Source organism: Pseudomonas brassicacearum, assembly GCF_003732225.1.
GTDB classification, from domain to species: Bacteria; Pseudomonadota; Gammaproteobacteria; order Pseudomonadales; family Pseudomonadaceae; genus Aquipseudomonas; species Aquipseudomonas brassicacearum_E.
In genome coordinates this window covers 1-27,000 of record NZ_MOBJ01000022.1, presented here as the reverse complement: position 1 = coordinate 27,000, position 27,000 = coordinate 1, and the positions used below count along the sequence as shown (strand labels likewise).

At 58.4% G+C, this 27,000-nt stretch carries 24 protein-coding genes; 16 read left to right on the top strand and 8 right to left on the bottom strand.

Going from position 1 to position 27,000, the window contains the following annotated elements; translation table 11 throughout:
• The first annotated feature begins 5 nt into the window (after positions 1–5).
• Together BK659_RS23785 and dapF are read left to right on the top strand one after the other, a co-directional pair.
• The gene (locus BK659_RS23785; protein ID WP_185015462.1) at positions 6–908 is read left to right on the top strand and encodes a LysR family transcriptional regulator; all 903 of its coding nucleotides are present in this window, start codon (positions 6–8) and stop codon (positions 906–908) included.
• 222 nt (positions 909–1,130) lie between these two features.
• Entirely contained in the window at positions 1,131–1,949 is an 819-nt protein-coding gene (gene dapF, locus BK659_RS23780) for a diaminopimelate epimerase (protein WP_123427641.1), read from the top strand.
• A gap of 227 nt (positions 1,950–2,176) precedes the next feature.
• Here dapF and BK659_RS23775 read toward each other — a convergent pair whose 3' ends face one another.
• The 4 genes from BK659_RS23775 to BK659_RS23760 form a co-directional block, all read right to left on the bottom strand.
• Positions 2,177–2,725: a cupin domain-containing protein gene (locus BK659_RS23775; RefSeq protein WP_123427639.1), complete on the bottom strand. Its 549-nt coding sequence runs from the start codon at positions 2,723–2,725 to the stop codon at positions 2,177–2,179.
• Positions 2,726–3,073: 348 nt separating this feature from the next.
• Complete coding sequence (locus tag BK659_RS23770) at positions 3,074–4,372, bottom strand: NAD(P)/FAD-dependent oxidoreductase (RefSeq protein ID WP_123427637.1); 1,299 nt, start codon at positions 4,370–4,372, stop codon at positions 3,074–3,076.
• Positions 4,373–4,424: 52 nt separating this feature from the next.
• Entirely contained in the window at positions 4,425–5,915 is a 1,491-nt protein-coding gene (locus BK659_RS23765; protein ID WP_123427636.1) for an aldehyde dehydrogenase, read from the bottom strand.
• A gap of 247 nt (positions 5,916–6,162) precedes the next feature.
• Positions 6,163–7,539, bottom strand: coding sequence for a glutamine synthetase family protein (locus tag BK659_RS23760; RefSeq protein WP_123427633.1), 1,377 nt, complete (start codon positions 7,537–7,539; stop codon positions 6,163–6,165).
• 280 nt (positions 7,540–7,819) lie between these two features.
• Here BK659_RS23760 and BK659_RS23755 point away from each other — a divergent pair, with 280 nt between their 5' ends.
• From BK659_RS23755 to BK659_RS23740, 4 genes are all read left to right on the top strand, one after another.
• Positions 7,820–8,596 carry a gamma-glutamyl-gamma-aminobutyrate hydrolase family protein gene (locus BK659_RS23755; RefSeq protein WP_123427631.1) on the top strand — a complete coding sequence of 259 codons (777 nt, stop codon included), beginning with the start codon at positions 7,820–7,822 and terminating at the stop codon, positions 8,594–8,596.
• 333 nt (positions 8,597–8,929) lie between these two features.
• Positions 8,930–10,072, top strand: coding sequence for a polyamine ABC transporter ATP-binding protein (gene potA / locus BK659_RS23750; RefSeq protein ID WP_123427629.1), 1,143 nt, complete (start codon positions 8,930–8,932; stop codon positions 10,070–10,072).
• Positions 10,073–10,101: 29 nt separating this feature from the next.
• Positions 10,102–10,983 (top strand): ABC transporter permease subunit, encoded by an 882-nt coding sequence (locus BK659_RS23745; protein WP_185015465.1) that lies wholly within the window; start codon positions 10,102–10,104, stop codon positions 10,981–10,983.
• A complete protein-coding gene (locus BK659_RS23740; protein ID WP_123427626.1) occupies positions 10,980–11,879 on the top strand; it encodes an ABC transporter permease subunit in 900 nt (299 codons plus the stop codon). The genes BK659_RS23745 and BK659_RS23740 overlap by 4 nt, the downstream gene beginning before the upstream one ends.
• 206 nt (positions 11,880–12,085) lie before the next feature.
• Here the strand turns inward: BK659_RS23740 and BK659_RS23735 are convergent, their stop codons facing one another.
• Positions 12,086–13,474, bottom strand: coding sequence for an aminotransferase-like domain-containing protein (locus BK659_RS23735; RefSeq protein ID WP_123427624.1), 1,389 nt, complete (start codon positions 13,472–13,474; stop codon positions 12,086–12,088).
• Positions 13,475–13,823: 349 nt separating this feature from the next.
• Here BK659_RS23735 and BK659_RS23730 point away from each other — a divergent pair, with 349 nt between their 5' ends.
• Positions 13,824–15,029 (top strand): benzoate/H(+) symporter BenE family transporter, encoded by a 1,206-nt coding sequence (locus BK659_RS23730; RefSeq protein ID WP_123427622.1) that lies wholly within the window; start codon positions 13,824–13,826, stop codon positions 15,027–15,029.
• Positions 15,026–16,264, top strand: a complete 1,239-nt coding sequence (gene glyA, locus BK659_RS23725; protein ID WP_123427620.1) for a serine hydroxymethyltransferase — start codon at positions 15,026–15,028, stop codon at positions 16,262–16,264. The genes BK659_RS23730 and glyA overlap by 4 nt, the downstream gene beginning before the upstream one ends.
• 138 nt (positions 16,265–16,402) lie before the next feature.
• Here glyA and BK659_RS23720 read toward each other — a convergent pair whose 3' ends face one another.
• On the bottom strand, positions 16,403–16,618 hold the full coding sequence (locus tag BK659_RS23720; protein ID WP_054598130.1) for a TOBE domain-containing protein: 216 nt from the start codon (positions 16,616–16,618) through the stop codon (positions 16,403–16,405).
• 206 nt (positions 16,619–16,824) lie between these two features.
• Here BK659_RS23720 and BK659_RS23715 point away from each other — a divergent pair, with 206 nt between their 5' ends.
• The gene (locus tag BK659_RS23715) at positions 16,825–17,646 is read left to right on the top strand and encodes an aldo/keto reductase (RefSeq protein WP_123427618.1); all 822 of its coding nucleotides are present in this window, start codon (positions 16,825–16,827) and stop codon (positions 17,644–17,646) included.
• 3 nt (positions 17,647–17,649) lie between these two features.
• On the opposite strand, the gene BK659_RS23710 is transcribed toward BK659_RS23715, so the two are convergent.
• Positions 17,650–20,013, bottom strand: a complete 2,364-nt coding sequence (locus BK659_RS23710; protein ID WP_185015460.1) for a DNA polymerase II — start codon at positions 20,011–20,013, stop codon at positions 17,650–17,652.
• A gap of 602 nt (positions 20,014–20,615) precedes the next feature.
• Here BK659_RS23710 and BK659_RS23705 point away from each other — a divergent pair.
• The 6 genes from BK659_RS23705 to BK659_RS23680 all read left to right on the top strand — a co-directional run bounded on the left by BK659_RS23705 (position 20,616) and on the right by BK659_RS23680 (position 25,273).
• The gene (locus tag BK659_RS23705) at positions 20,616–20,945 is read left to right on the top strand and encodes a hypothetical protein (protein WP_123427614.1); all 330 of its coding nucleotides are present in this window, start codon (positions 20,616–20,618) and stop codon (positions 20,943–20,945) included.
• A gap of 236 nt (positions 20,946–21,181) precedes the next feature.
• Positions 21,182–21,622 carry a CBS domain-containing protein gene (locus BK659_RS23700; protein WP_071554753.1) on the top strand — a complete coding sequence of 147 codons (441 nt, stop codon included), beginning with the start codon at positions 21,182–21,184 and terminating at the stop codon, positions 21,620–21,622.
• Positions 21,623–21,823: 201 nt separating this feature from the next.
• On the top strand, positions 21,824–22,420 hold the full coding sequence (locus BK659_RS23695) for a paraquat-inducible protein A (RefSeq protein ID WP_123427612.1): 597 nt from the start codon (positions 21,824–21,826) through the stop codon (positions 22,418–22,420).
• The gene (locus BK659_RS23690) at positions 22,417–23,061 is read left to right on the top strand and encodes a paraquat-inducible protein A (RefSeq protein WP_123427610.1); all 645 of its coding nucleotides are present in this window, start codon (positions 22,417–22,419) and stop codon (positions 23,059–23,061) included. The genes BK659_RS23695 and BK659_RS23690 overlap by 4 nt, the downstream gene beginning before the upstream one ends.
• Positions 23,042–24,697, top strand: a complete 1,656-nt coding sequence (locus tag BK659_RS23685; RefSeq protein WP_123427608.1) for a PqiB family protein — start codon at positions 23,042–23,044, stop codon at positions 24,695–24,697. Before BK659_RS23690 ends, BK659_RS23685 begins: the two co-directional genes overlap by 20 nt.
• A gap of 15 nt (positions 24,698–24,712) precedes the next feature.
• The gene (locus BK659_RS23680; protein WP_123427606.1) at positions 24,713–25,273 is read left to right on the top strand and encodes a PqiC family protein; all 561 of its coding nucleotides are present in this window, start codon (positions 24,713–24,715) and stop codon (positions 25,271–25,273) included.
• On the opposite strand, the gene BK659_RS23675 is transcribed toward BK659_RS23680, so the two are convergent.
• Entirely contained in the window at positions 25,248–26,339 is a 1,092-nt protein-coding gene (locus BK659_RS23675; RefSeq protein ID WP_123427604.1) for a hypothetical protein, read from the bottom strand. The genes BK659_RS23680 and BK659_RS23675 overlap by 26 nt on opposite strands.
• A 218-nt stretch (positions 26,340–26,557) precedes the next feature.
• Between BK659_RS23675 and BK659_RS23670 the strand changes: the two genes are divergently transcribed.
• Positions 26,558–26,932: a DUF2784 domain-containing protein gene (locus tag BK659_RS23670; protein ID WP_123427602.1), complete on the top strand. Its 375-nt coding sequence runs from the start codon at positions 26,558–26,560 to the stop codon at positions 26,930–26,932.
• The last annotated feature ends 68 nt before the right edge of the window (positions 26,933–27,000 follow it).

Sequence of the window (27,000 nt, the reverse complement as noted above, 5' to 3'; positions counted from 1 at the left end):
ACTCCATGCACAGAACAGGAATGACCGAGCTGGAAGTGGTTCTGGCCGTTGCGCGCCGCAGCAGTTTTCGTGGTGCGGCACAGGAATTGGGCATGTCCACCACCGCCGTCAGCAGCGCGGTGGCCGGCCTGGAAGCGCGCCTGAAGGTGCGCCTGTTCAATCGCTCCACGCGCAGCGTTGCCCTCACCGACATCGGGCAACGCTATGTGGAGCGCATTGCCCCTGCATTGGCGCAGATCAAAAGTGCCGGCGAAGAGGCCAGCGTCGGCCCCGACGAACCCAGCGGCACACTGCGCATCAATGCACCGCATGGCGCGGCCTACCTACTGCTGGAGCCGCTGTTCAAGCAGTACGCTCAGCGCTATCCCGAGGTGCGCATCGACATCGTCAGCGAATCAAGCATGGTCGACATCGTCGCCGGGGGCTTCGACGCCGGGATTCGCCTGGCAGAGTCCGTACCGCAAGACATGATTGCCGTGGCGCTGTCAGATGACATCCGGATGCTTGTGGTGGCAACGCCCGAGTATCTCGAACGCCACGGCGTGCCCGAGCACCCGCGAGACCTGCTCACCCATCAGAGCATCGGCATGCGCATGGCCCACGGTGGCCTCTACCATTGGGAACTGGAGCGCGACGGCCAGAAGTTGCCGATGGATCTGCCGGTGCGCTTCGCGTTCAACGAGTTGCTGGCCATCAAACAGGCCGTGTTGTTGGGCCTTGGCATCGGTTTCATTTCCGAGTGGTTCATCCAGGAAGAACTGGCAAGCGGCGCCCTGGTGCCGGTGCTGATGCCGTGGTGCCCGTCGTTTGGCGGGTTGAGGCTTTATTACTCGGGTCATCGCTTCGTGCCGGCGCGATTGCGCGCACTGATTGATCTGGTGCACGAGTTGCGGCCCAATCTGGTTTGATTCGGGCGACGAGTCGGCACGGGATGGCGCTTAACCGCAATCGAATATCGTGACTATTCTTTTCGGTCATAGAGCCAACAGGAGTTGCTCACAAACAATGGGTGTCCCCTTTTCGCTCACATCTGCCTCTCGAGCGTTCACACAGCTTGCATAAACTGTACGAACGGGGCTAGATCGCCTTTAAACGTCAATTCACATATGTCTCGTCGCCAGGGTCTATCAATGCCGCTGAGTTTTCATAAAATGCACGCCAATGGCGATGACTTCGTTATCGTGGACTCGCGAAACTCGTCCAATCCAATGACAAGTAACATGGCTCGGCGAATGAGTGATCGGAACCGAGGAGTCGGATTCAATCAGCTCGCAGTGGTGCTCGATTGCGATGATGCAGATGCGCGCTTGATGTTTTGGAATGCAGATGGCTCCACGCTGGACACTTGTGGCAGCGCAACGCGGGGTGCCGCGGATATGCTGATGCGCGAATCAGATATTACTTCGATAGCACTCCGAACCAACCGTGGTCTACTGACGTGCGAGCGAACCTCAACCGGCGCAATTTCGGTCAACATGGGAGAGCCGTTTTTCGGTTGGTCTGACATTCCTCTGGCTCTGGAAATGGATACCGCTGTTTTGCCACTTGCTGGTGACCCAACAGCTTGCAGCATGGGAAATCCGCACTGCACCTATTTTGTGGATGACCTAACAGCCGTTGACATAGCGACAATTGGACCGACAATTGAAACCAATCCCCTATTTCCCCTCAGGACGAACGTGCATTTCGTCCAGATCATTGACCGAAAACACATTCGATTGCGCATTTGGGAGCGCTGGGGCGGTATTCCGCTTGGTTCAGGCTCCTGCTCTTGTGGCGCCGCTGTTAACGGAATCCGTCGTGGCTTGTTAGACAATTCCGTTGAAGTTGAATGTGATGGCGGAACGGTAACGGTTCAATGGGACGGTGTGGGACCTGTCTTTCTGACCGGACCGGTCGAGACGATTTTTTCGGGAATAATCACAGATAGCCTGTTACAGGCTTCGTAGTTTCTATCTCTGTGACAAACAGAGCAGTTAATCATTCACAACCGAAAGTGGGTATTTGTTGCACAACAAAGTGGACAGATTTATTTTTTGATTCCGGACATCAGTCTAACAACGCGACGTGCGAGGGGGCGGATGCGTTGCGTGGTCATGAAGTAAAGTCCATTTACTGTGAAGAATGCCTGTAGCAACTGCCAAAGACTGCTACAGGTCGGCGTCCATTTTAGAGATCAGAAGTTCGCAGGGGTGTTGGCGCTGATGATTTCAGCCTCATCCTGCCCAATATTCCGAAACCGATGCGGCAGCGTCGTCGGAAAGTAATACCCATCCCCGGCATTCAACACACTAACCTGCCCATCCACGGTCAACTCAACCGTGCCACGGGTAACAAGCCCACACTCCTCCCCTTCCACATGCACAATCGGCTCCTCGCCCGAACTGGCACCCGGCGCGTATTGCTCGCGCAACAGCCGCATCTGCCGGCTCGGCACCGACGCGCCAATCAGCAGCAACCGCAGGCCATCACGGCCCAGGTCGGGCTGCTCGTTGGCACGGAAAACGTATTTGTGCTCTTGGGGCGGTTGATCGAAGGTGAAGAAGTCCGCCAAAGACATGGGAATGCTTTCGAGGAGTTTTTTCAGGGAACTGACGGAGGGACTGACGCGATTCTGTTCGATCAGGGAGATGGTGGCATTGGTGACGCCGCTACGACGGGCCAGCTCGCGCTGGGACAGTTTGTAGCTTTCGCGTACTAATTTGAGTCGTGAGCCCGTGTCCATGACAGCCTTATGCGAGAAATACTTAAGGGTTATGGGGGTGGATGGCGGGCGACTTTTGGCCGCGAAAAACACCGCTTCCCTGTCCCAGAAACGTGAAAGGCGGGTATTAAATCACGTTTGTTCGTGTTGCTCAGCAGCTTCGATAAACGGCTGGGTAAAAAGGCCGTTGGGCCTGCTGCCAGCCCTGTAGGAGCTGCCGAAGGCTGCGATCTTTTGATCTTGGTTTTGGCGTCCATGAAGCCGCCGAAGATCAGGATCAAGATCAAGATCAACAGATCGCAGCCTTCGGCAGCTCCTACGGGTTATCAGCGGTCATCAAAGATGTGTAGATACCTATCAGCACATCGTTTAGATACCGAAGCGGTCACGCATGGCGTAGTACACGGCGCCCATGGCGGTCAGCGGGGCCTGGAAGGTGCGGCCGCCGAACATGGGCATGTGCGGCAACGAGGCGAAGGCATCGAAGCGTTCAGCGTCGCCGCGGATCATTTCCGAGATCAGCTTGCCGGCCAGGTGCGAGCAGGTGACGCCGTGGCCGCTGTAGCCCTGCATGTAGTAGGCGTTTTTCTCGATACGGCCGAATTGCGGCATGCGTGACATGGTCAGCAGGAAGTTGCCGGTCCAGCGGTAGTCGATCTTCACGTCCTTCAACTGCGGGAAGGTCTTGAGGATTTTCGGCTTGATCAGTTGCTCGATGTCATCCGGTTCGCGGGCGCCGTAGACCACACCGCCACCGTAGAGCAGGCGGTTATCGGCGGTCAGGCGGTAGTAGTCGAGCAGGTAGTTGCAGTCTTCGACGCAGTAGTTGTTGGTGATCAGGCTCTTGGCGACTTTGGCCGACAAGGGCTCGGTGACCACGATTTGCGAACCGCAGGGCATGCTCTTGCGGGTGACGCGGTTGTCGAGGTCCTGAGGCAAATAGGCGTTGCCGGCGATCAGCAGGTATTTGGCCCGCACCACGCCTTTGGCGGTGCGCACGGTGATCGGCTCGCCGTAGGTGATTTCCACCGCTGCCGATTGCTCGTAGATCTTGCCGCCCAGGCCGATGATGGCCGAGGCTTCACCGAGTGCCAGGTTCAGCGGGTGAATGTGGCCGCCCTGCATGTCCAGCAGGCCGCCGACGTAGTTGTCCGAGCCGACTTCTTTGGCGATGTCCTTGGCGTCAAGCATTCTCAGGTTCTTGTTGCCGTAACGCTCCCAGCTGCTTTTCTGCTCGGCCAGGCCTTTGAGCTGCTTCTTGTTCAGCGCCGCGAAAATACCGCCGGGTTTGTAGTCGCACTTGATGTCGTATTGCTTGATGCGCGAACGGATGATGTCCGCGCCTTCGAAGATCATGCTGCCCAGTACTTCGGCAGTCTTGTCGCCATAACGCTGTTCGATGACATCGACGTCGCGGCTGTAGGAGTTGACCAGTTGACCGCCGTTGCGACCGCTGGCGCCGTAGCCGACTTTGGCGGCTTCCAGCACGGTAACGCTGTAGCCCGCCTCACTGAGGAACAGGGCCGACGACAAACCGGTGTAGCCCGCGCCGATGACGCAGACATCGCACTCGACCAGTCCTTCGAGCACCGGAAAATCGATAGTCTCGTTGCGGGTCGCGGCGTAGTAGCTGTTTACATGATTTTGTTTAACAGAGCTTTGTTTCATACATTTCTCCGATGGCCGCAGGCACACGCCTGCGACCGCCGCTGTAAAAGTGTTAGAGCTTGATCCAGGTCGCTTTGAGTTCGGTGTATTTATCGAACGCATGCAGCGATTTGTCCCGACCGTTACCCGACTGCTTGAACCCGCCAAACGGTGCAGTCATGTCGCCACCGTCGTACTGGTTGACCCAGACGCTGCCGGCGCGCAAGCCGCGAGCGAAGGTGTGGGCCTTGCTCAGGTTGCTGGTCCAGACACCGGCGGCCAGACCGAAGATGCTGTCGTTGGCAATCGCCAATGCTTCTTCAGCCGTGTCGAAGGTGATCAGCGACAGCACCGGGCCGAAGATTTCTTCCCGGGCGATGGTCATGGCGTTGGTCACGCCGTCGAAAATCGCCGGCTCCACGTACAGGCCACCGGTGTCTTCGAGGGTGCGGCTGCCGCCCGCGATCAGTTGGGCGCCCTGCTCTTTGCCGATGCTGATGTAGCGCAGCACGTTGTCCAGTTGGCGTTGATCGACGACCGCGCCGACGGTGGTCGCCGGGTCCAGGGCATGCCCCGGTTTCCAGGCTTGTAGTGCTTCCACCAACAGCGGAATGAACTGCTCGCGAATCGAACGTTCCACCAGCAAACGCGAACCGGCGGTGCAGACTTCGCCCTGGTTGAAGGCAATCGCACTGGCCGCCGCTTGTGCTGCCGCGCGCAAATCCGGCGCGTCGGCGAACACCACGTTCGGACTCTTCCCACCAGCCTCGAGCCAAACGCGCTTCATGTTGCTTTGCCCGGCGTAGATCAGCAGTTGCTTGGCAATCGCCGTCGAGCCGGTGAAGGCCAGAACGTCGACGTCCATGTGCAACGCCAGCGCCTTGCCGACGGTGTGACCGAAGCCCGGCAGGACGTTGAACACGCCTTTCGGGATGCCGGCGTCCATCGCCAGTTGAGCGATGCGGATCGCCGTCAGCGGCGATTTTTCCGAAGGCTTGAGGATGAACGAGTTACCCGCCGCCAGGGCCGGGGCGAACTTCCAGCTGGCCATGATCAACGGGAAGTTCCACGGCACGATGGCCGCGACCACGCCTGTCGGTTCGCGAGTCACCAGGCCCAACTGATCGTGAGGCGTGGCGGCGACTTCGTCGTAGATCTTGTCAATGGCTTCGGCGTTCCAGCGGATCGCGTTGGCGGTCGCCGGAATGTCGATGGCCATGGAGTCGCTGATCGGCTTGCCCATGTCGAGGGTTTCCAGCAGCGCCAGCTCTTCCTGGTTCGCCAGAATCAGATCGGCGAAACGAATCAGGATGCGCTTGCGCTCGGCCGGGGCCAGTTTGGCCCAGACGCCGGATTCGAACGTGCGGCGCGCAACCAACACCGCCGCATTCGCGTCGGCTTCGTCGGTGCTGGCGACGTTCGCCAGAAAGCGGCCGTCCACCGGGCTCATGCATTCAAAGGTGTCGCGGCTGAGTGCCGAGCAGTATTGGCCGTCAATGAATGCCCGACCTTCGATTGTTAAGGACTGGAAGCGTTGCTCCCAGTCGCTGCGAGTAATTGCCATTGAAGTGACTCAACGCAGAGAAATAGGTAGTCGTCGGACTAAGGCCTGTCGGTTAAGGATCAGAAAACTGCGGTCACTGTGGGAGCGAGCTTGCTCGCGATGGGGCCATCACTTTCAGCATTGATGGCGACTGATCCACCGCTATCGCGAGCAAGCTCGCTCCCACAGGGGATTGGCGGTGGACACATGCTCTGTGTACATCACCAATCTCGCAGGTTTTTCACCTTAAATGACGGGCTTTAGCCAATCAGACCGTGTGCAAGTACCAGTTGTACTCAAGGTCCGAGATGGAGTTCTCGAACTCGGCCAGCTCGCTTTCCTTGCACGCCACGAACACGTCGATGTACAGCGGGTCGATGTACTTGGCCATGACTTCGCTGTCGTCCAGCTCGCGCAGTGCATCGCGCAGGTTGTTCGGCAGGCTCTGTTCGTTCTGCTCGTAGCTGTTGCCTTCGACCGGTGGGCCCGGCTCGATTTCGTTGGTCAGGCCGTGGTGAATACCGGCCAGCACCGAGGCCATCAGCAGGTACGGGTTGGCATCGGCGCCGGCAACCCGGTGTTCGATGCGCACGGAGTCAGCAGAACCGGTTGGCACACGGACCGCAACGGTGCGGTTGTCGATGCCCCAGCTCGGCGAGTTCGGCACGTAGAACTGTGCACCGAAACGACGGTACGAGTTGACGTTCGGGCAGAGGAACGCCATCTGCGCCGGCAGGGTCTCGAGCACACCGCCGATCGCGTGACGCAATGCGGCGTTCTGCTCGGGATCCTCGCTGGCAAAGATGTTGTTGCCTTCTTTGTCGAGAATCGAAATGTGTACATGCAGACCGTTGCCCGCCTGGCCCGGATACGGCTTGGCCATGAAGGTGGTGTCCATCTCATGGTCGTAGGCGATGTTCTTCACCAGACGCTTGAGCAGTACCGCGTAATCGCAGGCCTTGATCGGGTCGGAGACGTGGTGCAGGTTCACTTCGAACTGCGCCGGCGCACTTTCCTTGACGATAGCGTCAGCTGGAATGCCCTGCTCTTTCGCGCCTTCGAGGATGTCTTGCAGGCAGTCGACGTATTCGTCGAGGTCGTCAATCAGGTACACCTGGGTCGACATCGGACGCTTGCCGGAGACCGGCGAGCGTGGCGACTGCGGACGACCGTTCACGTTGTCCTGGTCGATCAGGTAGAACTCCAGCTCGAACGCGGCGCAGATGGTCAGGCCCATCTCGTCGAACTTGCGCACCACATTGGCCAGCACTTCACGCGGGTCGGCGAAGAACGGCTGGCCTTCGAGTTCGTGCATGGTCATCAACAGTTGCGCGGTGGGGCGCTTCTGCCAAGGCTCGATGCTCAGGGTGCCGGGAATCGGGTAGCAGATTCGGTCGGAGTCACCGATGTCCAGACCCAGGCCGGTGCTTTCCACCGTGGAACCGTTGATGTCCAGAGCGAACAGTGATGCCGGCAGGTTAATGCCTTTTTCGTAAACCTTATGAAGACTGGTGCGCTCGATGCGCTTGCCGCGCACCACACCGTTCATATCCGCAATCAGAAGGTCGACGTACAAAACCTCAGGATATTTCTTAAGGAATGCGTTTGCTTCGTTGAGTTGAACGGCACGCAGAGGGACCGACATGATGCACCTATTAGCTGTTAATTATTATGTTCACCGCACTTTCACGAGCCCAGTCAATCCGAAAGGCAAAGTGAAGTCAATAGCGAACACTTGACCTTTCAGCGTTATTTTTCGGGCCTTTTCAGGGCACGAGAGCGCCACACCAGCCTTTTAGCGAGCAAAAACCCTGAACATCGGACGTACGGCGTTGAGAATTTTTTACATGAGAGTTGTTAATTAAAATCAACGAGGCTAAGCTCCGGAAAAGCTCGTTCAAGTGTGAAACTTCGAGGTGATAAAAATGGCACTCAAGCCATTGATCGGCGTTACTGCGTGCGTCAAACAGATTGGCCTGCACCCCTACCACGTCAGCGGCGACAAGTACTTGCGTGCTGTCAGCGTCGCGGCTTTGGGGTTGCCGGTGGTCATTCCTTCCTTAGGCGATCTGACCGAAATAGATGAGCTACTCGCGAATCTCGACGGTTTGCTGCTGACCGGCTCGCCGTCGAATGTGGAACCCTTCCACTATCAAGGCCCCGCCAGCGCACCCGGCACGGATCACGATCCTGCCCGGGACAGCACCACCCTTCCCTTATTGCGTGCAGCGATTGCCGCCGGCGTTCCGGTGCTCGGTATCTGCCGCGGTTTTCAGGAAATGAATGTGGCGTTCGGTGGCAGCCTTCATCAGAAGGTTCACGAACTGCCCGGCATGCTTGATCACCGGGAAGCAGATCATCCGGATCTGGCGATGCAGTACGCGCCGGCTCATGCGGTCAACGTGCAACCGGGCGGTGTGTTCCAGGCGCTGGCATTGCCGCCGGTGTTCCAGGTCAATTCGATTCACAGCCAAGGCATCGACCGACTTGCCCCCGGCCTGCGCGCCGAGGCCATCGCAGACGACGGCCTGATCGAGGCCTTCTCTGTTGATAGAGGGCATGTCGAACACAGCAAGGCCTTCGCCCTCGGCGTGCAATGGCACCCGGAATGGCAGGTCCTGGCCAACCCTCCCTACTTGAGTATTTTCCAGGCGTTCGGCGACGCGTGCCGACAACGGGCGGCGCTGCGTAATACGCGCTGACTTAACACTCGATTTATCAATTTACTGCCCCCGTGAGTCTGGCGGGCGCGCCCTTGCGCATCCGTGACTCACGAAAACAACAAACCGCAATAACAACAAGTACGACCAGGCAGCCAGGACGGCGGCGCCGAATTAGCCCGACCGACGCGGGTAACCCTGTAGGAGCCGAGCTTGCTCGCGATGGCGGCCTGACAGTCAGCATTGATGTCGACCGTCAGGGCCTCATCGCGAGCAAGCTCGGCTCCCACAAGGGCCGTACCCGGTGCGGGTTCGCAATCAACTATTAAGTCAGGCCGCATTGGCCCGACGACTGACACCTGTTGGGAGTTTCACATGGCAATCGCCTCCAGCATTTACAGGAAGGCTCTAGAAGGTAATCAGCAACCCAAGAAGGTTCTGGTGAGAGTCGACCGCGTAACCAAGAAGTTTGACGAAACCGTTGCCGTAGACGATGTATCCCTGGACATCTACCAAGGCGAAATCTTCGCCATGCTGGGCGGTTCGGGCTCCGGCAAATCGACACTCCTGCGCATGCTGGCAGGCTTTGAGCGACCGACCGAAGGGCGCATCTACCTCGATGGCGTAGACATCACCGAGATGCCGCCGTACGAGCGGCCGATCAACATGATGTTCCAGTCCTACGCCCTGTTCCCGCACATGACCGTGGCGCAGAACATCGCCTTCGGTTTGAAGCAGGACCGTCTGCCCGCCAGTGAAATCGAAGCCCGCGTCGAAGAAATGCTCAAGCTGGTGCACATGACCCAGTACGCCAAGCGCAAGCCGCATCAGCTCTCTGGCGGTCAGCGCCAGCGTGTTGCACTGGCCCGCTCGCTGGCCAAACGGCCGAAGCTGCTGCTGCTCGATGAGCCGATGGGCGCACTGGATAAAAAGCTGCGCTCGCAGATGCAACTCGAACTGGTGGAAATCATCGAGCGCGTCGGTGTGACTTGCGTGATGGTGACCCACGACCAGGAAGAGGCCATGACCATGGCCCAACGCATCGCGATCATGCACCTGGGCTGGATCGCCCAGATCGGCAGCCCGGTCGACATTTATGAAGCGCCGGTCAGCCGCATGGTCTGCGAATTCATCGGTAACGTGAACGCCTTCGACGGCACGGTTGTAGAAGATCTGGAAGGTCACGCGATCATTCACAGCCCGGACCTGGAACAGAAGATCTACGTCGGTCACGGCGTGAGTACATCGGTGCAGGACAAGTCGATCACCTACGCCATCCGCCCGGAAAAATTGCTGGTCAGCACCGTCAAACCCGAGACCCGTTACAACTGGTCCCAGGGCAAAGTGCATGACATCGCTTACCTCGGCGGGCACTCGGTGTTTTACGTGGAGCTGCCTGGCGGCAAGATCGTGCAGTCGTTCATGGCCAACGCCGAACGCCGTGGCACACGCCCAACGTGGGACGACCAAGTCTACGTCTGGTGGGAAGACGACAGCGGCGTGGTACTGCGCGCATGAACACTCTCACTCAGCAGTTTCAGCGGTTTTTGCCGAGCGGCCGTAAAGTCGTGATCGGTATTCCATTCCTGTGGCTGTGCCTGTTCTTCATGCTGCCGTTTTTCCTGGTGATGAAGATCAGTTTTTCCGAAGCAGCCCTGGCCATTCCACCCTACTCCGAGATCTACAGCTTCGCCGAGCAGAAATTCCAGCTGCTGTTGAACCTCGGCAACTACGCCATGCTGGGCGACGACGAGCTGTACATTTCGGCTTATCTGGGCTCCTTGAAAATGGCCGCCCTCAGCACGGCCATGTGCCTGGTGATCGGCTTCCCGATGGCCTACGCAATTTCCAAGGCCAGCAAGGAAGCGCAGAACGTGTTGCTGCTGCTGATCATGATGCCGACCTGGACGGCGATCCTGATCCGCGTGTATGCGTGGATGGGTATTCTCAGCAACAACGGTCTGCTCAACGCGTTCCTGCTCTGGACCGGGCTGATTTCAGAGCCGGTTGAAATCCTCAACACCAACACCGCGGTCTACATCGGCGTGGTGTATGCCTACCTGCCGTTCATGGTGCTGCCGCTGTACGCCAACCTGGTCAAGCATGACCAGAGTCTGCTGGAAGCCGCATCAGACCTGGGCTCAAGCAACTTCAACAACTTCTGGAAGATCACCGTACCGCTGGCCAAGAACGGCATCATCGCAGGCTGCATGCTGGTGTTCATTCCGGTAGTGGGTGAGTTTGTGATTCCGGAACTGCTGGGTGGCCCGGAAACCCTGATGATCGGTCGCGTGCTGTGGCAGGAGTTCTTCAACAACCGCGACTGGCCGGTGGCGTCCGCCCTGGCGGTGGTGATGCTGGCGATCCTGATTGTGCCGATCATTCTGTTCAACCGCAGCCAAGCCAAAGAGATGGAGGGACGGGCATGAACCGTTTCGGTTTTTCAAGAATGATGCTGGTGTTCGGCCTGCTGTTCATCTACCTGCCGATGCTGATCCTGGTGATTTACTCGTTCAACGCCTCGAAACTGGTAACGGTTTGGGGCGGCTGGTCGGTGAAGTGGTACGTCGGTCTGCTGGATAACACCCAACTGATGGGCTCGGTGGTGCGCTCGCTGGAAATCGCCTGCTACACCGCGGTTGCCGCCGTAGCGCTGGGCACCCTCGCCGCCTTCGTGCTGACCCGCGTCACCCGTTTCAAGGGCCGCACGCTGTTCGGCGGTCTGGTCACCGCGCCGTTGGTGATGCCGGAAGTGATCACCGGTCTGTCGCTGTTGCTGCTGTTCGTGGCGATGGCGCAGATGATTGGCTGGCCGCAGGAACGTGGCATCGTCACCATCTGGATCGCCCACACTACGTTCTGCGCCGCCTATGTGGCGGTGGTGGTGTCGGCGCGCTTGCGTGAGCTGGACCTGTCCATCGAAGAGGCGGCCATGGACCTCGGTGCTCGGCCATTGAAGGTGTTCTTCCTGATCACCATTCCAATGATCGCGCCATCGCTGGCCGCCGGCGGCATGATGTCGTTCGCCCTGTCGCTGGACGATCTGGTGCTGGCGAGCTTCGTCTCCGGCCCAGGGTCGACCACCCTGCCGATGGAAGTGTTCTCGGCCGTGCGCCTGGGCGTGAAACCCGAGATCAACGCCGTGGCCAGCCTGATTCTGTTGGCCGTTTCGATCGTCACGTTCATGGTCTGGTACTTCAGCCGCAAAGCCGAAGCCAGTCGCAAGCGTGCGATCCAGGAAGCCATGGATCAGACCGCGAGCGAATCCTGGAAACAACCTGCTTCACAACGACCTGTTACCCAACCGATCGCTGCGACGGCTTAACTCCGTCGCGTTTCACCGCGACTGGACCCGGGTAAAACTCGGCAAATAAACAATGGCGCGCCCCTTGCCGGGCGCACCGCGCAATTCCGTTCACGCAGCGCCTTACCACCGCTGCCGTTACACGAACGGCCTCACCTGGCTCCTCGGTTAAGGTGATTTTGGGCGCCCTCGGGCGCCCTTTTTGCTTTCAGGCTACCCTCGTGATCTCAGTAGTAACGTCGCGGGTCGGAATCGATCAGGCTGGTCAGCTTGGTCAGGGCGAAGCGCAATTCGTCCTGGCTGGTGGGCGACATCAGTACCAGCCGCACGCAGCGGGTAATCCCGGAACGTTCGGCTTGAAACTGCGTGCCACTGAGCACCAGCACTCCGTGGGTCCGAGCCAGCATGGTGAACTCGTCGCTGGTCCACGGCTCAGGCAGCGTCAACCAGACGTGGTAGGAATACGGCTGGGTCTTGAGCTCGAAATTGGCAAAGATTTCCTGGGCAATTGCTTGCCGCCCGGCGGCTTCGTTGCGCTGGATGCGGATCAGTTTTTTGTCGAGGCCTTCGGTGATCACATTGCTGGCCAATTGCGCGGTCAGCGGCGACGGCATCCAGACGCTGCTGCGCACCATCGAGGTCAGGCGCGACAGCAATTTGGGCGGGCTATAGATATAGCCGACACGTAGCGCCGGCATGACCGATTTCGACAGGCTGGTCAGGTACACCGAACGATCCGGCGCAAACGCCGACAACGGCTTGATCGATGGGTCGGTGGCGAGAAAGCCGTAGATGTCATCATCCAGGATGATGAAGTCGAACTCTTCGGCCAGTGCCGCGATTTGTGCTCGGCGTTTTTGCGACATGATCGCCGCCGTCGGGTTCTGGCAGGTCGCGACGCAAACCAGCATCGCCGGTTTCTCCCGCAGGCACAGTTCGCGAAGTGCTTCGGGAATGATCCCTTCATCATCCATCGGCACGCCGCGCAAGCGGCGCTCAAGACCATGGGCCAGGGAAATGATGCCGGGGTAGCAAAGCTCTTCGCAGAGCACCAGGTCACCGGCGTTGGTCAGGGCACTCATCGCGACCATCAAGCCATGCTGGGCACCGGCGGTGATCACCACTTGCTGCCATTGCGCATCGGGCAACGAATGGCGCAACCACTGCGCACCCGCCTCGCGATGAGCCGGGTGACCGCCGTCCGGCGCGTAATCCAGGGTACGGGCGAAGTCGGTGCTCTTGGCCATGCCCACCAACGCGCCGCGCAACCAGTATTCCAGGGTTTCGCTGTAGGGCTTGATGATCGACAGATCGAGTAATTCAGATTGCCCCAGGTTCAGCATCGCGGCGCTGTTGCTGGCTGGCAGTTCCAGCTGCTTCTGATTGAGCACATAAGTGCCCCGCCCTACTTCCCCCTGCACCAGACGACGTCGATGGGCTTCGCTGTAGGCCCGGCTGATGGTGCCCGGCGTGACATTCAGGGTGGTGGCCAGCTCCCGCAGGGTGGGTAGACGATCACCTTCGTTCAAGACGCCGTTGCTGATATCGCGCGCCAACGCATCGGCAATCGACAAATACATCGGCTGGCTGAACTCGCTTAGCTGGGGAACCCACATGAATGATCACTGCCCATCGTAGAAATGATGAATATCCGAGCATATCACATGGAGGTTAGGCAACTAATAAATCGACCCAATCGATAAATTGAGTCGATTGATGCGACGATTGAATCGATATACACCGTAACGTGAAGATATTTTTACAAGAATTAATAAGCTTATAAATCAAATAATTAAAGTCATAACGACCGAAAAACAGGCACTGATAGCAAAAAAACATCTCGTAACAACCTCGCCACCTATTGAATCAACTCAATCCATTCAAATACACTCATCTCGAATCGAATCAATCGACTCAATCCACCCCTGATCACTGCGCGACTCTGCCGCGCCAAGTCGAGACATCATGGACACACTCAGAAAGGATCTATCCCTGTCAGCGGTCATTGCGGGCTTCATCGCCGTGATCATTTCCTATGCCGGCCCTTTGATCATCGTGTTTCAGGCAGCCAAGGAAGCCCATCTGCCCAACGACATGGTGTCTTCGTGGATCTGGGCGATTTCCATCGGCAGCGGCATTACCGGCCTGTTCCTGAGCTGGCGCCTGCGGATTCCGGTGATCACGGCGTGGTCGACGCCGGGCGCGGCATTGCTGGTGTCGATGTTGCCCACCGTTAGCCTGCCTCAGGCCATCGGCGCCTATGTAGTGGCGTCGGTGATCATCGCCGTGGTCGGTTTGTCCGGGGCATTTGACAAACTGATGAGTCGCCTGCCCAAAGCCATCGCTGCCGCCATGCTCGCAGGCATTCTGTTTCGCTTCGGCGCCGAGCTGTTCACCTCAATCAAGCTGCAACCGGTGCTAGTGCTGTCGATGATCGCGGCCTACCTGATCTTCAAACGCTTTTCGCCGCGCTACGCCATTCTCTCGGTGCTGATTATCGGTTGCGCCGTGGCCGCCTCGTTCGGTGAACTCAACAGCAGCTCAATCACCATCGCAGTGGCCCACCCGGTCTTCATCGCCCCCGACTGGAGCTGGCACGCAATCATCAACATCGGCCTGCCACTGGCCCTGGTGACCCTGACCGGCCAGTACGTCCCCGGCATGGCGGTGTTGCGCACCTCGGGCTACAACACCCCGGCGCGCTCGATCATTTCGGTCACCGCGATTGGCTCGATTCTGATGGCACCGTTCGGCTCCCATGGCTTTAACCTGGCAGCGATTACGGCGGCGATCTGCACCGGCCGCGAAGCCCACGAAGACCGTGACAAACGCTACATCGCCGGGATCGCCTGCGGGGTGTTCTACATTCTGATGGGTACCTTTGGCGCGACCCTGGCCTCGGTGTTTTCCGCCTTGCCTAAAGAGTTGATTGCCTCCCTCGCCGGCCTGGCCTTGTTCGGTGCAATCAGCGCCGGAATGACCGGCGCCATGGCGGACGAGAAACAACGTGAAGCGGCGCTGATCACCTTCCTGGTCACTGCCTCGGGCATGAGCTTCCTCGGTTTGGCCGCCGCGTTCTGGGGCTTGATCTTCGGCCTTGTGGCGCACTTCGTGCTGACCTACACCCGGGAAAGCAAAGCCGCCGCCATCGCCGAGGGCAGCCGACCATGAGCCTGCAGAATTTCGACCCCGCCATCGCCCGCCTGATCAACCGCGAACGCAATCGCCAGGAAACCCACCTGGAGCTGATCGCTTCAGAAAACTATGTCAGCGAAGAAGTGCTCCAGGCCCAAGGGTCGGTGCTCACCAACAAATATGCCGAAGGCTATCCGGGTAAGCGCTACTACGGCGGTTGCAATGTCGTCGACGAGATCGAAAACCTGGCCATCGAGCGCGCCCGCAAACTGTTCGACTGCGAATACGTCAACGTCCAACCGCACTCCGGGTCCCAAGCCAACCAAGCGGTGTTTCTGGCGGTGCTCGAACCCGGCGACACGATTCTGGGGATGTCCCTGGCCCATGGCGGGCACCTGACCCATGGCGCCTCGGTAAATTTTTCCGGCAAGTTCTACAAAGCATTTTCCTATGGGCTGGAGAAGGAAACCGAGACCCTCGACTACGCCGAAATGGAAGCGCTGGCCCGGGAGCACCGGCCGAAGATGATCATTGCCGGGGCCTCGGCGTATTCCCGAACCATTGATTTCCAGCGTTTTCGCAACATCTGCGATGAAATCGGCGCTTACCTGATGGTCGACATGGCGCACTACGCCGGGCTGATTGCGGCGGGTGTGTACCCGTCACCGGTCGGCATCGCCGACTTCATCACCTCCACCACCCACAAAACCTTGCGTGGCCCGCGCGGCGGTCTGATCCTGGCCAAAGCGCAATACGCTGCGCTGCTGGACAAGACGATTTTCCCGGTTTACCAGGGCGGGCCGCTGATGCACGTCATCGCGGCCAAGGCCGTGGCGTTCAACGAAGCCCTTGGCGATGGGTTCAAGCATTACCAGCAACGGGTGATCAACAACGCCCGGACCATGGCCGACATCCTGACCCGCCGTGGTTTGCGCGTGGTATCCGGCGGCACCGACTGCCACATGTTCCTGCTCGATCTACGCTCGATGAACATCACCGGCAAAGATGCCGAAGCGCTGCTGGAAAACGCCCACATCACGCTAAACAAAAACGCGATTCCCGACGACCCGCAGAAACCGGCGATCACCAGCGGCATCCGCATTGGCACGCCAGCACTGACGACCCGGGGCTTTGGCGAGGCGGAGTGCGCTGAAGTGGCGAACCTGATCGCCGACCTGCTGGAACAACCGAGCAACGCGGCGCTGCTGGATAACACCCGGCGCCGGGTGATGCACTTGTGTGAATGTTTTCCGGTGTATCTGCTGAGTTGATTGCAAGCGTTTCACTGGCGCATTTGGCGTTCCGATAAGGGCGATGGCGTCCGCTTAGAAATAAGTGGACGCCATTGCCCTTATCGCTTTTGGCGTGCTGTGCAGGTAGGTGACTTGGCCAGACGCTTAGCACCTGCGTCAGAGCTTGGCGATCGACACCTCGGTGGATTTGACGAAGGCGATGACTTCGCTGCCCACCACCAATTCGAGATCGCGAATCGAGCGCGTGGTAATCACCGAAGTGACAATGCCGGAGGCGGTTTGCACATCGACTTCAGAGACCACCGGCCCTTCCAGGATTTCCTTGACGATGCCTTTGAACTGATTGCGGACGTTGATCGCTTTGATGGTCATGACTACGCTTCCTGTCGAGTTGGGCTACGTGAGCACTGCTGTGCGAGCCCCTAAAATGCACCTGATCGAACACCAAACAAAGGAATAAATAACTAGATATTTATTCCTTTTGAATATAAGCAATGAATTGCGTCGAGTGTGCGATAGAACCTCCTGGTTTCGCTGCGGCCCAATTTCTATTCATCAAGTCTCGTCTGGAGGTTGTCATGCGAACGCTCGAACTGGCCGGCGTACCCGTCCCGGTGATGGGTCAGGGAACCTGGCGCATGGGTGAAGACCCACAACAACGAACCCGTGAAATCGCCGCATTGCGCACCGGTATCGAGTTGGGAATGACGCTGATCGACACCGCAGAGATGTATGCCGAGGGTGGTGCAGAGGAAGTGGTTGGCGAAGCCATTGCCAGTGTTCGTGATCAGGTGTTTCTAGTCAGCAAGGTCTACCCGCATAACGCCAGTCATCGCGGTATTCCCCTGGCTTGCGAACGCAGCTTGCGCCGTTTGGGCACCGACTACATCGATCTGTATTTACTGCACTGGCGTGGGCAATTTCCGCTGGAAGAAACCGTCGAAGCCTTCGAACGCCTGCGCGACGACGGCAAAATTGGCCGTTGGGGCGTGTCCAATTTCGATGTGGCGGACCTGCACGAATTGGCCTCTGAGGCCTGCGCGACCAATCAGGTGCTCTACAACCTCGAGGAGCGCGGCATCGAATTCGACCTGCTGCCCTGGTGCCAGCAACAGCGCATGCCGTTGATGGCTTATTGTCCGATTGCCCAGGCCGGGGGCCTTCTGGTCGAGCCGACACTGAAGCAGATCGCCGCACGCCATAACGTCACTGCGGCCCAGGTGTCACTGGCCTGGCTGCTGCGTCAGGACGGGGTGATTGCCATCCCCAAAGCCGTACATCCTGAGCACGTGCGGTTGAACGCCGCCGCTGGAGAATTGAAGCTCGACGCTGAAGATCTTCAGGCGCTTGATCGAGCGTTTCGCGCACCCACCCGCAAGCATCGGCTAGCGATGGTCTAAGGCTTAGAACAAACCCAATTGCCCGCCAATCAGCGTGCCGAAATCGTCGTCGACAAATGGCAGGATCGCGTCGGCCACCGGTTGCAACTGGCGACTGACGTAATGGTCATAGTCAATCGGCGCGCTGCGGGTTTCCAGCGGTTCGGGCCCCGCCACCGTGATCACGTAACTGATCCAGCCACCGCTCTGATACTGGCGTGGCCGGCCTTGTCGATCGTTGTATTCGTCGGCGAGGCGCGCGGCGCGCACATGGGGCGGTACGTTGCGTTGATAGTCGTCCAATGGACGGCGCAGGCGCTTGCGATAGATCAGCAAGTCATCGTGCTCACCGGCCAATGTCGCGCGCACAAACTCGCGAACATAATCCTGATAAGGCCGACGGTGAAAGATTCGCAGGTAGAGTTCCTGTTGAAATTGCCGAGCCAGCGGCGACCAGTCGGTGCGCACGGTTTCCAGGCCTTTGTAGACCATTTCGTCAGTACCGTCGGCGCGCGTCACCAGCCCGGCATAGCGCTTCTTGCTGCCCTCCTCTGCGCCGCGAATGGTCGGCATCAGAAAGCGCCGAAAGTGAGTTTCGAATTGCAGTTCGAGTACGCTGTGCAACCCGAATTCCTTCAGCAGATGGTCACGCCACCATTGGTTGACGTGCGCCACCAGCGCCCGACCGATCTGCGCCGCTTCTTCCTGACCGTGGGCTCGCCGCAGCCAGACGAAGGTCGAGTCGGTGTCACCATAAATCACCGCGTGCCCTTGGGCCTCGATCAGTTGGCGAGTCCTGAGCATGATCTCGTGCCCGCGCAAGGTGATCGATGATGCCAGGCGCGTATCGAAAAACCGGCAGCCACTGGAGCCTAGCACGCCATAAAACGCGTTCATGATGATCTTCAAGGCCTGGGAAAGCGGCGCGTTGTGCTCGCGCTTGGCAACTTCCCGACCTTCCGATACACGGGCGACAATCGCCGGCAGGCAATGCCGCGTCCGCGAGAAACGCGCACCACGGAAACCCGGCACCGACTCGCTGTCATCAGGGTGGCGCAGGCCTTCCACCAACCCAACCGGGTCGATCAAAAAGGTACGGATGATCGACGGGTACAGACTCTTGTAGTCGAGCACCAGCACCGATTCGTACAGCCCCGGTTGCGAGTCCATGACAAACCCGCCGGGGCTGGCCTGTGGCGGACGCTCGCCAAGGTTCGGTGCAACAAAACCCTGGCGATGCATCAACGGCATGTAGAGATGAGTGAACGCCGCCACCGAACCGCCGCTGCGGTCGGCCGGCAAACCGGTGACGCTGGCGCGCTCGAGCAAGAAGGTCAGCAGTTCGGTCTTGGCGAAGATTCGCGTCACCAGCTCGCAGTCCTTGAGGTTATAGCGCGCCAGTGCGGGCTTGTCCTCGGCGAACATGCGGTTGATTTCGTCCATGCGCTGGTACGGGTTGTCGATCGATTTGCCTTCGCCCAGCAAGGTCTGCGCGACGTTTTCCAGGCTGAACGAAGGAAAGCTCCAGGTCGCCGAACGCAGCGACTCGATGCCATCGATGATCAGCCGGCCAGCGGCTGCGGCAAAGAAGTGATTGTTGCCCGAACCGTGTTCGCGCCAGTGCATTTCCTCACCGCCACGCCCCAAACGCAACGGCACCGCCAGGCGCCGGGCATGCTCGTGCAGCACGCGCAGGTCGAACTGCACCAGGTTCCAGCCGATGATTGCGTCGGGGTCATGGAGCGCAAACCACTCGTTGAGTTTTTTCAGCAACAGGGTCCGGGAGTCGCAGTACTCGAGCGCAAAATCCACCCGCGAGTCATCGCCATTTGGCGCCCCGAGCATGTAGACCTGGCGCTGACCACAGCCCTCGAGTGCAATCGAATACAACTCGCCCTGTTCGGTAGTTTCGATATCCAGCGAAACCAGTTTCAGACGCGGACGATAGTCCGGCGCAGGTTTGAGATGGGCGTCGAGCAATAGGCCGGAGTCATCTGCCGTTCCAGTAAACGACACGGGAGCGGTGATGAAGCGCTCCATCAGGTAGCGTTCCGGCGGGCGAATGTCAGCTTCGAAGACGTCGACACCGGCCCTGCGCAACAGGGTGTCGAGGTGCATCAACTGGCGGTGCTGCTGGCAATACAGCCCGAACACCGGCCGATGCTGAAAATCCTGTAGCCCCAATGGCCGTAACTCGACACCCTGCTCGCCACGCAACAGCAACTCGGCCTGCTCGCGCTGCTGCTCGGGAACGAACGCCACCGACGGCTGAACCGGCAGCCGGACAAGCCTTGGGCCTTGATCGGTCGCCAACCAGAACTCGACTTGCGTGCCGGCCGGGGTGTCGCGCCAATGCCGGGTCAAGACGAAGCCCTGCTGTAAATCCACCACTGCAACCTCGAAGACTATTTCACAGGGTGATTCTACGCGTCATCGGTGCTCACGGCTGCCTTTGCGTTTATCCCGCAAGTGATTGTAGGACAAGGCTCTAGGCCGACCCTGCCGGCGCCAAAGCGTTTTATGTAGTGATTTAAAATATTCACTACAAAACCGTTGACGAGTTGTTTTTCCCCTTGCATGATGCGGACGTCTCCCCGATCGGGAGCATTGGCAAAAGTGTTGTGAAAAAGCTCGACTGACCGCCGAGCTGTTCCCGGATGTGTACTGCCCACAAGGCAGATTGATGAAGCTGACCTGGCATGCGCGTCCAGTACAAGGACGAGAAGCGCTGGCGATCAATCCTCAAGATGCTTGTGGCCGACTGGTTTATGTCGGTAGCAACATCCAGGCAATCGCTGCTTCTCCCCGCTGTGCCGCAAGTGCGTAGCAGTTTCTCGGCAAGACTACATGCATCCTGCTCAAGGCCCTGCCGATATTCGGCAGACACCCACTGTCGCCCTGGTTTCGGTACCAGATATCAACTTACCGACGTAGAGAAGTGAATTAGCGAATCAACTAGACAGATCAAACACTGGTCAAGGGGCATACAAATGAATCTGAACAATCAACCGACTATTGATGAACTGGCTCGGATGTTCGCAGCGCACAAAGACAGCCATGACAGCCATATCCTGTGGATTGCCGAGTCTGGCCAGGTGCATATCGACTGCCTGTCGCCCCACGCCCATGAAGATGAGTTCGAAAAGAACACACGTGACTTGCGCGCCCGACTGAAGATGTACCGTCGCGGCCAGGGTTATGTGGGCAAGAAAGCCGCGGCCGACAAAGACTTTGTCGGACGTGTTCTTGAAACTCTGAATCAGGCGTGGAAGAGCGCACAGAATCAGTCCGATGTGTGCGTGATCGATCGCTACTGCTAAGTGAGCGTGTCAGGACGCTGATAACCCGCCCGGGTTATCAGCGACTGCCAGGAGCGCGGTCACTCTCGTGCCAAGAGCGAAACAGCACCGTCGATAGCTGCCCCCCCCCTTCCATGACGCTTATAGAACTCCTGAATGCCGCTTTACCCTCTTGCTCTGTTGGCGTGCGTCTATGATTCTGTATAAGCGTCAGCGCGCTGGCGACGCCTAATAAGTACAACACCGGAGAGGCCCCCATGAAGACCGTCGCGCAACTGCTCAAGTTAAAGGCTGAACAGAACCAGCAGGTTCATACCATCAACTCGCATCAGATGGTGCTGGAAGCGCTGATGGTGATGGCCGCAAAAAACGTCGGTGCATTGCCGGTACTCGAAGACGGTCGAATCGTTGGCGTGATCAGTGAACGCGACTATGCGCGCAAACTGGTGCTCAAAGGTCGTTCCTCGGTCGGTACGCCCGTCAGCGACATCATGAACTCGCCGGTGATCACGGTGGACTCCCATCAATCCGTGCAAACCTGCATGAACATCATGACCGACAAGCACCTGCGTCATTTGCCGGTGGTGGAAAATGGCCAACTGCTGGGCTTGCTGTCCATCGGCGACCTGGTCAAGGAAGCCATTGCCGAGCAGGCCGAGCTGATCCAACAGCTGGAGCAGTACATTCGCGGCGAATAGCGCCCCTCGCTCATCAGTCCATAACGTTGACTGCGCGTTCTTGATCATCAGGAACGCGCAGTTTTTCGTTGTGAAGTCCATGAACCGCTACCGTTCTCTCCAGTATCGTCTCAAGCCCTGCACTTTAAATTTGCTCTATCGCGAGGCACTTCTATATTCATTTAACTGCCTGCAGCTTCCGACTTCCCTTGAGCGCGAACCATGACCAGGACTGATCATTTGATCATCTGTGAACATTGCGATTGCGTGTATGAAAAAGTCGCGCTCGCCAAACATCAAAGCGCCCTGTGCCCACGTTGTGGTGGAGTACTTCAGCGCTACAACGGATTGTCGGTGGAACAACGTCTGGCCTTGAGTTTGACGGCCGCCGTGCTGTGGATTTTCGCCAATTTCTATCCGGTGATGAGTATCAGCCTGCAAGGCCTGAAGAACAGTGCCACCTTATGGGACTCGGTGCTGGCGCTCAGCCAGGGGCCGATCACCTTTATTGCCATGGTCGCAGCTATCGCCATGATCATCGCGCCGATCATTCAACTGCTGTTGTTGATCTGGGTCTTGAGTTTCGCCCTTGCAGCCAAACGTTCGCCGGCGTTCAAGCTGTGCATGCGCTGGATGGAAACCCTCAGGCCCTGGAGCATGCTCGAGGTCTGCCTGCTGGGGGCGATGGTCGCGGTATTCAAACTCGCGGGCCTGCTTGATGTACTGCCAGGCATCGGCCTGTTCGCCCTCGCGGCGCTGAGTCTGCTGCTGATCCGGATTGCCGGCCGCGATATTCGCGACCTGTGGGACAGCCTATGAACAGCGCACCTGAGGCCCGCGATCTCAACCTTTGCCTGTGCCACAGCTGCAGCAATGCCTGTGACATGACCGACCACCCCCAAGAGTGTGAGCGCTGCGGCGCACCACTGCATGTGCGCAAAGCCAACTCACTGACCCGGACCTGGGCCTACCTGCTGGCTGCACTGGTGTTCTATGTTCCGGCCAACGTGTTGCCGGTGATGAACACCAGCATGTTCGGCAGTGGCTCCGAAAGCACCATTATCGGCGGCGTGCTGGAGTTCTGGGAGCATGGTGCCTGGGACATTGCACTGATCATTTTCGTCGCCAGTATCGCGGTGCCGGGCATCAAGTTCGTTGCCCTCTCGCTGCTGCTGATCACCGCACAACGCCGCAGCCTCTGGGCTCGTAGAGAGCGCTCGAAACTCTACCGTTTCGTCGAGCTGATCGGCTACTGGTCGATGCTCGATGTGATTGTCGTCGCGCTGGTAGCAGCACTGGTCAAGTTCCAGGCGCTGGGCGATATCGAACCCCGGTCAGGGATTCTGTTCTTTGGCATGGTGGTGGTGTTCACCATGTTGTCGGCGATGAGTTTCGATCCTCGCCTGATTTGGGAAAACCGAAAATCCGAGGAGGTCATGGATGAAGTCGCAAGCCACTGAGGGGCAGCCAGTGCCCGGCCATGCCGACATCAAGACCCGTCGCTGGAGTGTTTCGCTGGTATGGATCGTGCCGATTGTCGCGGTGCTGGTCGGGATTTCCCTGGTGGTGCACAACGTGCTGCAACAAGGGCCGACCATTACCCTCAACTTCAAGACCGGCGAAGGTCTGACGGCCAACAAGACCGAGGTCAGGTACCGCAACGTGGTGATCGGCCATGTCTCCGACGTCGAATTGAGCGACGATCAGAAGAGCGTCAATGCCACGGTAAAACTCGTTAAACAGGCTGAATCCTTCACTCGCGAAGACTCGAAGTTCTGGGTCGTGCGGCCACGCATTGGTGCCGGTGGCGTGTCTGGAATTGACACCTTGCTCTCGGGCGCCTTTGTCGGCGCCGACGCCGGCAACGCCGATGCCCGCGCAAAAACCTTCACCGGCCTGGAGACCCCGCCGCCCCTCACCCTTGGTGAACCGGGCAAACGGTTCATGCTGCACACTCAGGATCTTGGCTCACTGGATATTGGCTCTCCTGTTTATTACCGCAAGATTCCGGTCGGCCAGGTGGTCGCCTATGCCCTGGACTCAGAGGGCAAGGGTGTGGATATCCAAGTCTTCGTCAAGGCGCCGAATGATGCCCACGTCACCGAAAACACTCGTTTCTGGAACGTCAGCGGTATCGCTATCGATGTCGGCGCCAATGGCTTTGCGTTCAAAACCGAGTCACTGTCAGCCTTGCTGGTAGGCGGTATTACCTTCCGTGCTCCAGACTACAGCCCCAACGATCAACCAGCCGCCGAAGACAAGAACTTCGAGCTGTTCGACAATCAACAGACCGCCCTCGCCCCACCTAATGGCAAGGCGCAATTCCTGTCGCTGCGTTTTGATCAGGCGTTACGCGGTTTGAAAGTCGATGCCCCCGTGGAATTCCAGGGTCTGGAAATCGGCAAGGTGGTCGCGATCAATCTGGACTTCGACGAGAAGACCCACAGTTTCCCCATCAACGTGGGCATCGTGATCTACCCGCAACGCCTCGGACAGGCCCATATCAAGATGCTCAAGGTCTTGAACTACAATCCCGACGACGAACAGGCCGTTAACCGGCTTATGGGGAGCTTTGTCGAAAATGGTCTGCGCGCTCAGGCACGTAATGGCAATTTGTTGACCGGGCAGCTGTATATTGCGCTGGATTTCTTCCCCAAAGCCGCAAAAGTTGCCTACGATCCCAATGCCCGGCCGCTCAGGATACCCACTGTTCCTGCGAGCCTCGAACAACTGCAAGAGCAGTTCCAGGCGATGATCGAGAAGATCAACAAACTGCCGATCGAGCGCATCGCCAGTAACCTCGATAACAACCTGACGGAACTGCGCAAAGGTCTCAAACAGGTCAACAGCAAGACACTGCCTGGTGTACAGAACACCTTGCAGGACATGAGCAAAACCCTGCAATCGGCCAGCTCGACCCTCGCCGAAGACTCACCACAACGTGAACAACTGCGCGAAACCCTGGACGAACTCGGGCGTATGTCACGCTCGCTGCGTGAGTTGTCGGACTACCTGACCCAGCACCCGGAATCCTTGCTGCGCGGGCGGCCCAAAGGTCTTCCCGTACTGAACCTGCAACCGTCTTCGAGCAACTGACCCCGGAGCACGCCCATGCCTTTATCGCTGAAAGTTTCGTTGCTCAGTCTGGCGGTGCTGCTCGCTGCGTGCCGCAGTGATCCGATTCATTACCACACCTTGACCCCAGCCCAGCCGGCCACGGGCTCGCCCGGCGGCGCGGATATCCAGATTGAGCGGGTCACCGTGCCACCTCAGGTCGACCGCCCGCAAATCGTCATTCGCCAAGGCAACAGTGGCCTGGCAATACTGGAAACCGAATGGTGGGGGGCCAGCCTGTCCGATGAGTTGAAAAGTGCCCTGGTCGATCAGTTGTCCGGCACGGCGTCTCAGCGCAAAGTATCGCTGCGGGTCGATGTGCAGCGTTTTGATTCTGTTCCCGGTCACTACGCACTCGTCGATGTGAAATGGCGCCTGAAAACTGCGGGAACTGATGCAAGCAGCGCACCGCCGACCTGCCGTACAACGCTGCAAACACCGGCGGGCTCAACCATCGACGATCTGGTGGGAGCTCATCAGAACAACGTAAAACGACTGGCCAGCCTGATCAGTAAAATGGCCAGCGCGCCCCTCAATGGATGTCCGTCTGCTGAGTAGAAGGTGGGCTATTTTCCAGTTGAAGAGCCTGACCGCCTTGCAGAGGAGACTCCAGCGGTGCAGGTTCGGGCACGACCGGTAAGTTTTTAGCGAGACTGCCTTCTATCTGTCCCGAAATGTAGTAGACCCCCGCCATTACCCCATTAGCCTCGTTCTCCATCAATCCAAGCCACGCCTTGTCGAACGCGTCGCCCAGGCTTTTGCGTAGCTGCACTTCCGTCGCCGGTCGATCATGCTCGTTCGAGACGGCACCAATACTAGCCGATACAACGGAAATCACTGCCCCCGCCACTCGGCCAACTGCCGCGGCAACAGCACCGGCGGCACTACGGGTGGCAATCTGGGCTTCGAGTTTTTCACCGGCTCGCTTGGCCACCGACGATATACCGGCGTCCGATAACCCAGCTCCCGCACCGCTGTTGGCGCTGCGGACTCGTTCGATCAAGGCCTGGTAGGCTGGCAGATTGGTAACCGGTTCGGCGTGAGCAATTTGATAGAGCGAAGCGTTGCGTGCGGGGGGAGGTGCCAACGCAATGGCCGGAATGTCGTTGAGTCGACGGTCGAATTGATCTTGAGGTGCACTGTAGTGCTGCTGGATCTCCACGAGATGCGCGTCGAGGGTCTGTAAATAGAGGGCAATTGCGTCGACCATGATCGCGTTGGGATCGGTGACCTTGGCGACGGGATCCAGCACGCGCTCATGGTATTGCTCCTGCAGGTAGACCGTTAGCCGGTTTACCACAGGATCGACCTCTCCCCCACTGCTCATCTTGTACCAACCCACCTTCGCAGACAGCCATTGTTGGGTCCAATAGCTGGTAAACCACGGGATGAAGTCTGTTTCGGTGCGCTGGTAGACCATCTCTCTCCAGCGCTCCATGGCGCCACGTGTGTAGCGTTTGACTACCCCTTTGGAGGCCAATGAAGCGGTGTCTATATCTTTATCAATCTGCTGCCAGGTCGCTTCCGGGATCACAACCGGCGCAGTCGGCTCGGAGGCGCGATGTGCTGTGGCACATCCTGCCAACACCACCAGCAAGACAACGAGCAGGAAACGCAGATTCAAGATCGCAGTCCCCCGAGAAATGACACGACAGCGCTAACCTATCCGCTGTCCGCACGGAATAGCCAGCGTTTCCAACCACTGTATTTTGAGTATAGGTGGCGCAGGGAAGGACAAAGAATCACGATGGGAACGTAAGGTTTTGGTGACGTCGAACAGTCTTACTTCAGCAAAACCGCATAGCCGGCTGCTATGGAAATACGTTAGAGGACGGAGTCGTCATGGGTTACCGAATCGCCGCCGACGGGCTGGTGCTGTTTCATCTGCTGTTCATTCTGTTCGTGCTCTTCGGCGGACTGCTGGCGCTCAAATGGCGGCACTTGATCTGGTGGCACCTGCCCGCAGTCGTATGGGGCGTGGTAGTCGAAGTCTTCCAGTTGACCTGCCCGCTGACCCGCTGGGAAAACTTTTTGCGCCAAACCGCCGGACAGGACGGTTACGGTGACAGTTTCATTGAGCATTATGTATGGCCGTTGATATACCCGGCCGGACTAACTCCGGCGATACAGCTATGGCTGGGCTGCCTGGTATTGCTGATCAATGTGATTGTCTATGTGCGTCTGGCCAGACAGTGGAAGCTAGCGCGAGCAAGCTAGTCAGGTTGCTCGCGTACTTTCTCGCAGGCAAAACAAAACCCCTACCTGCGGTCGCAGATAGGGGTTTC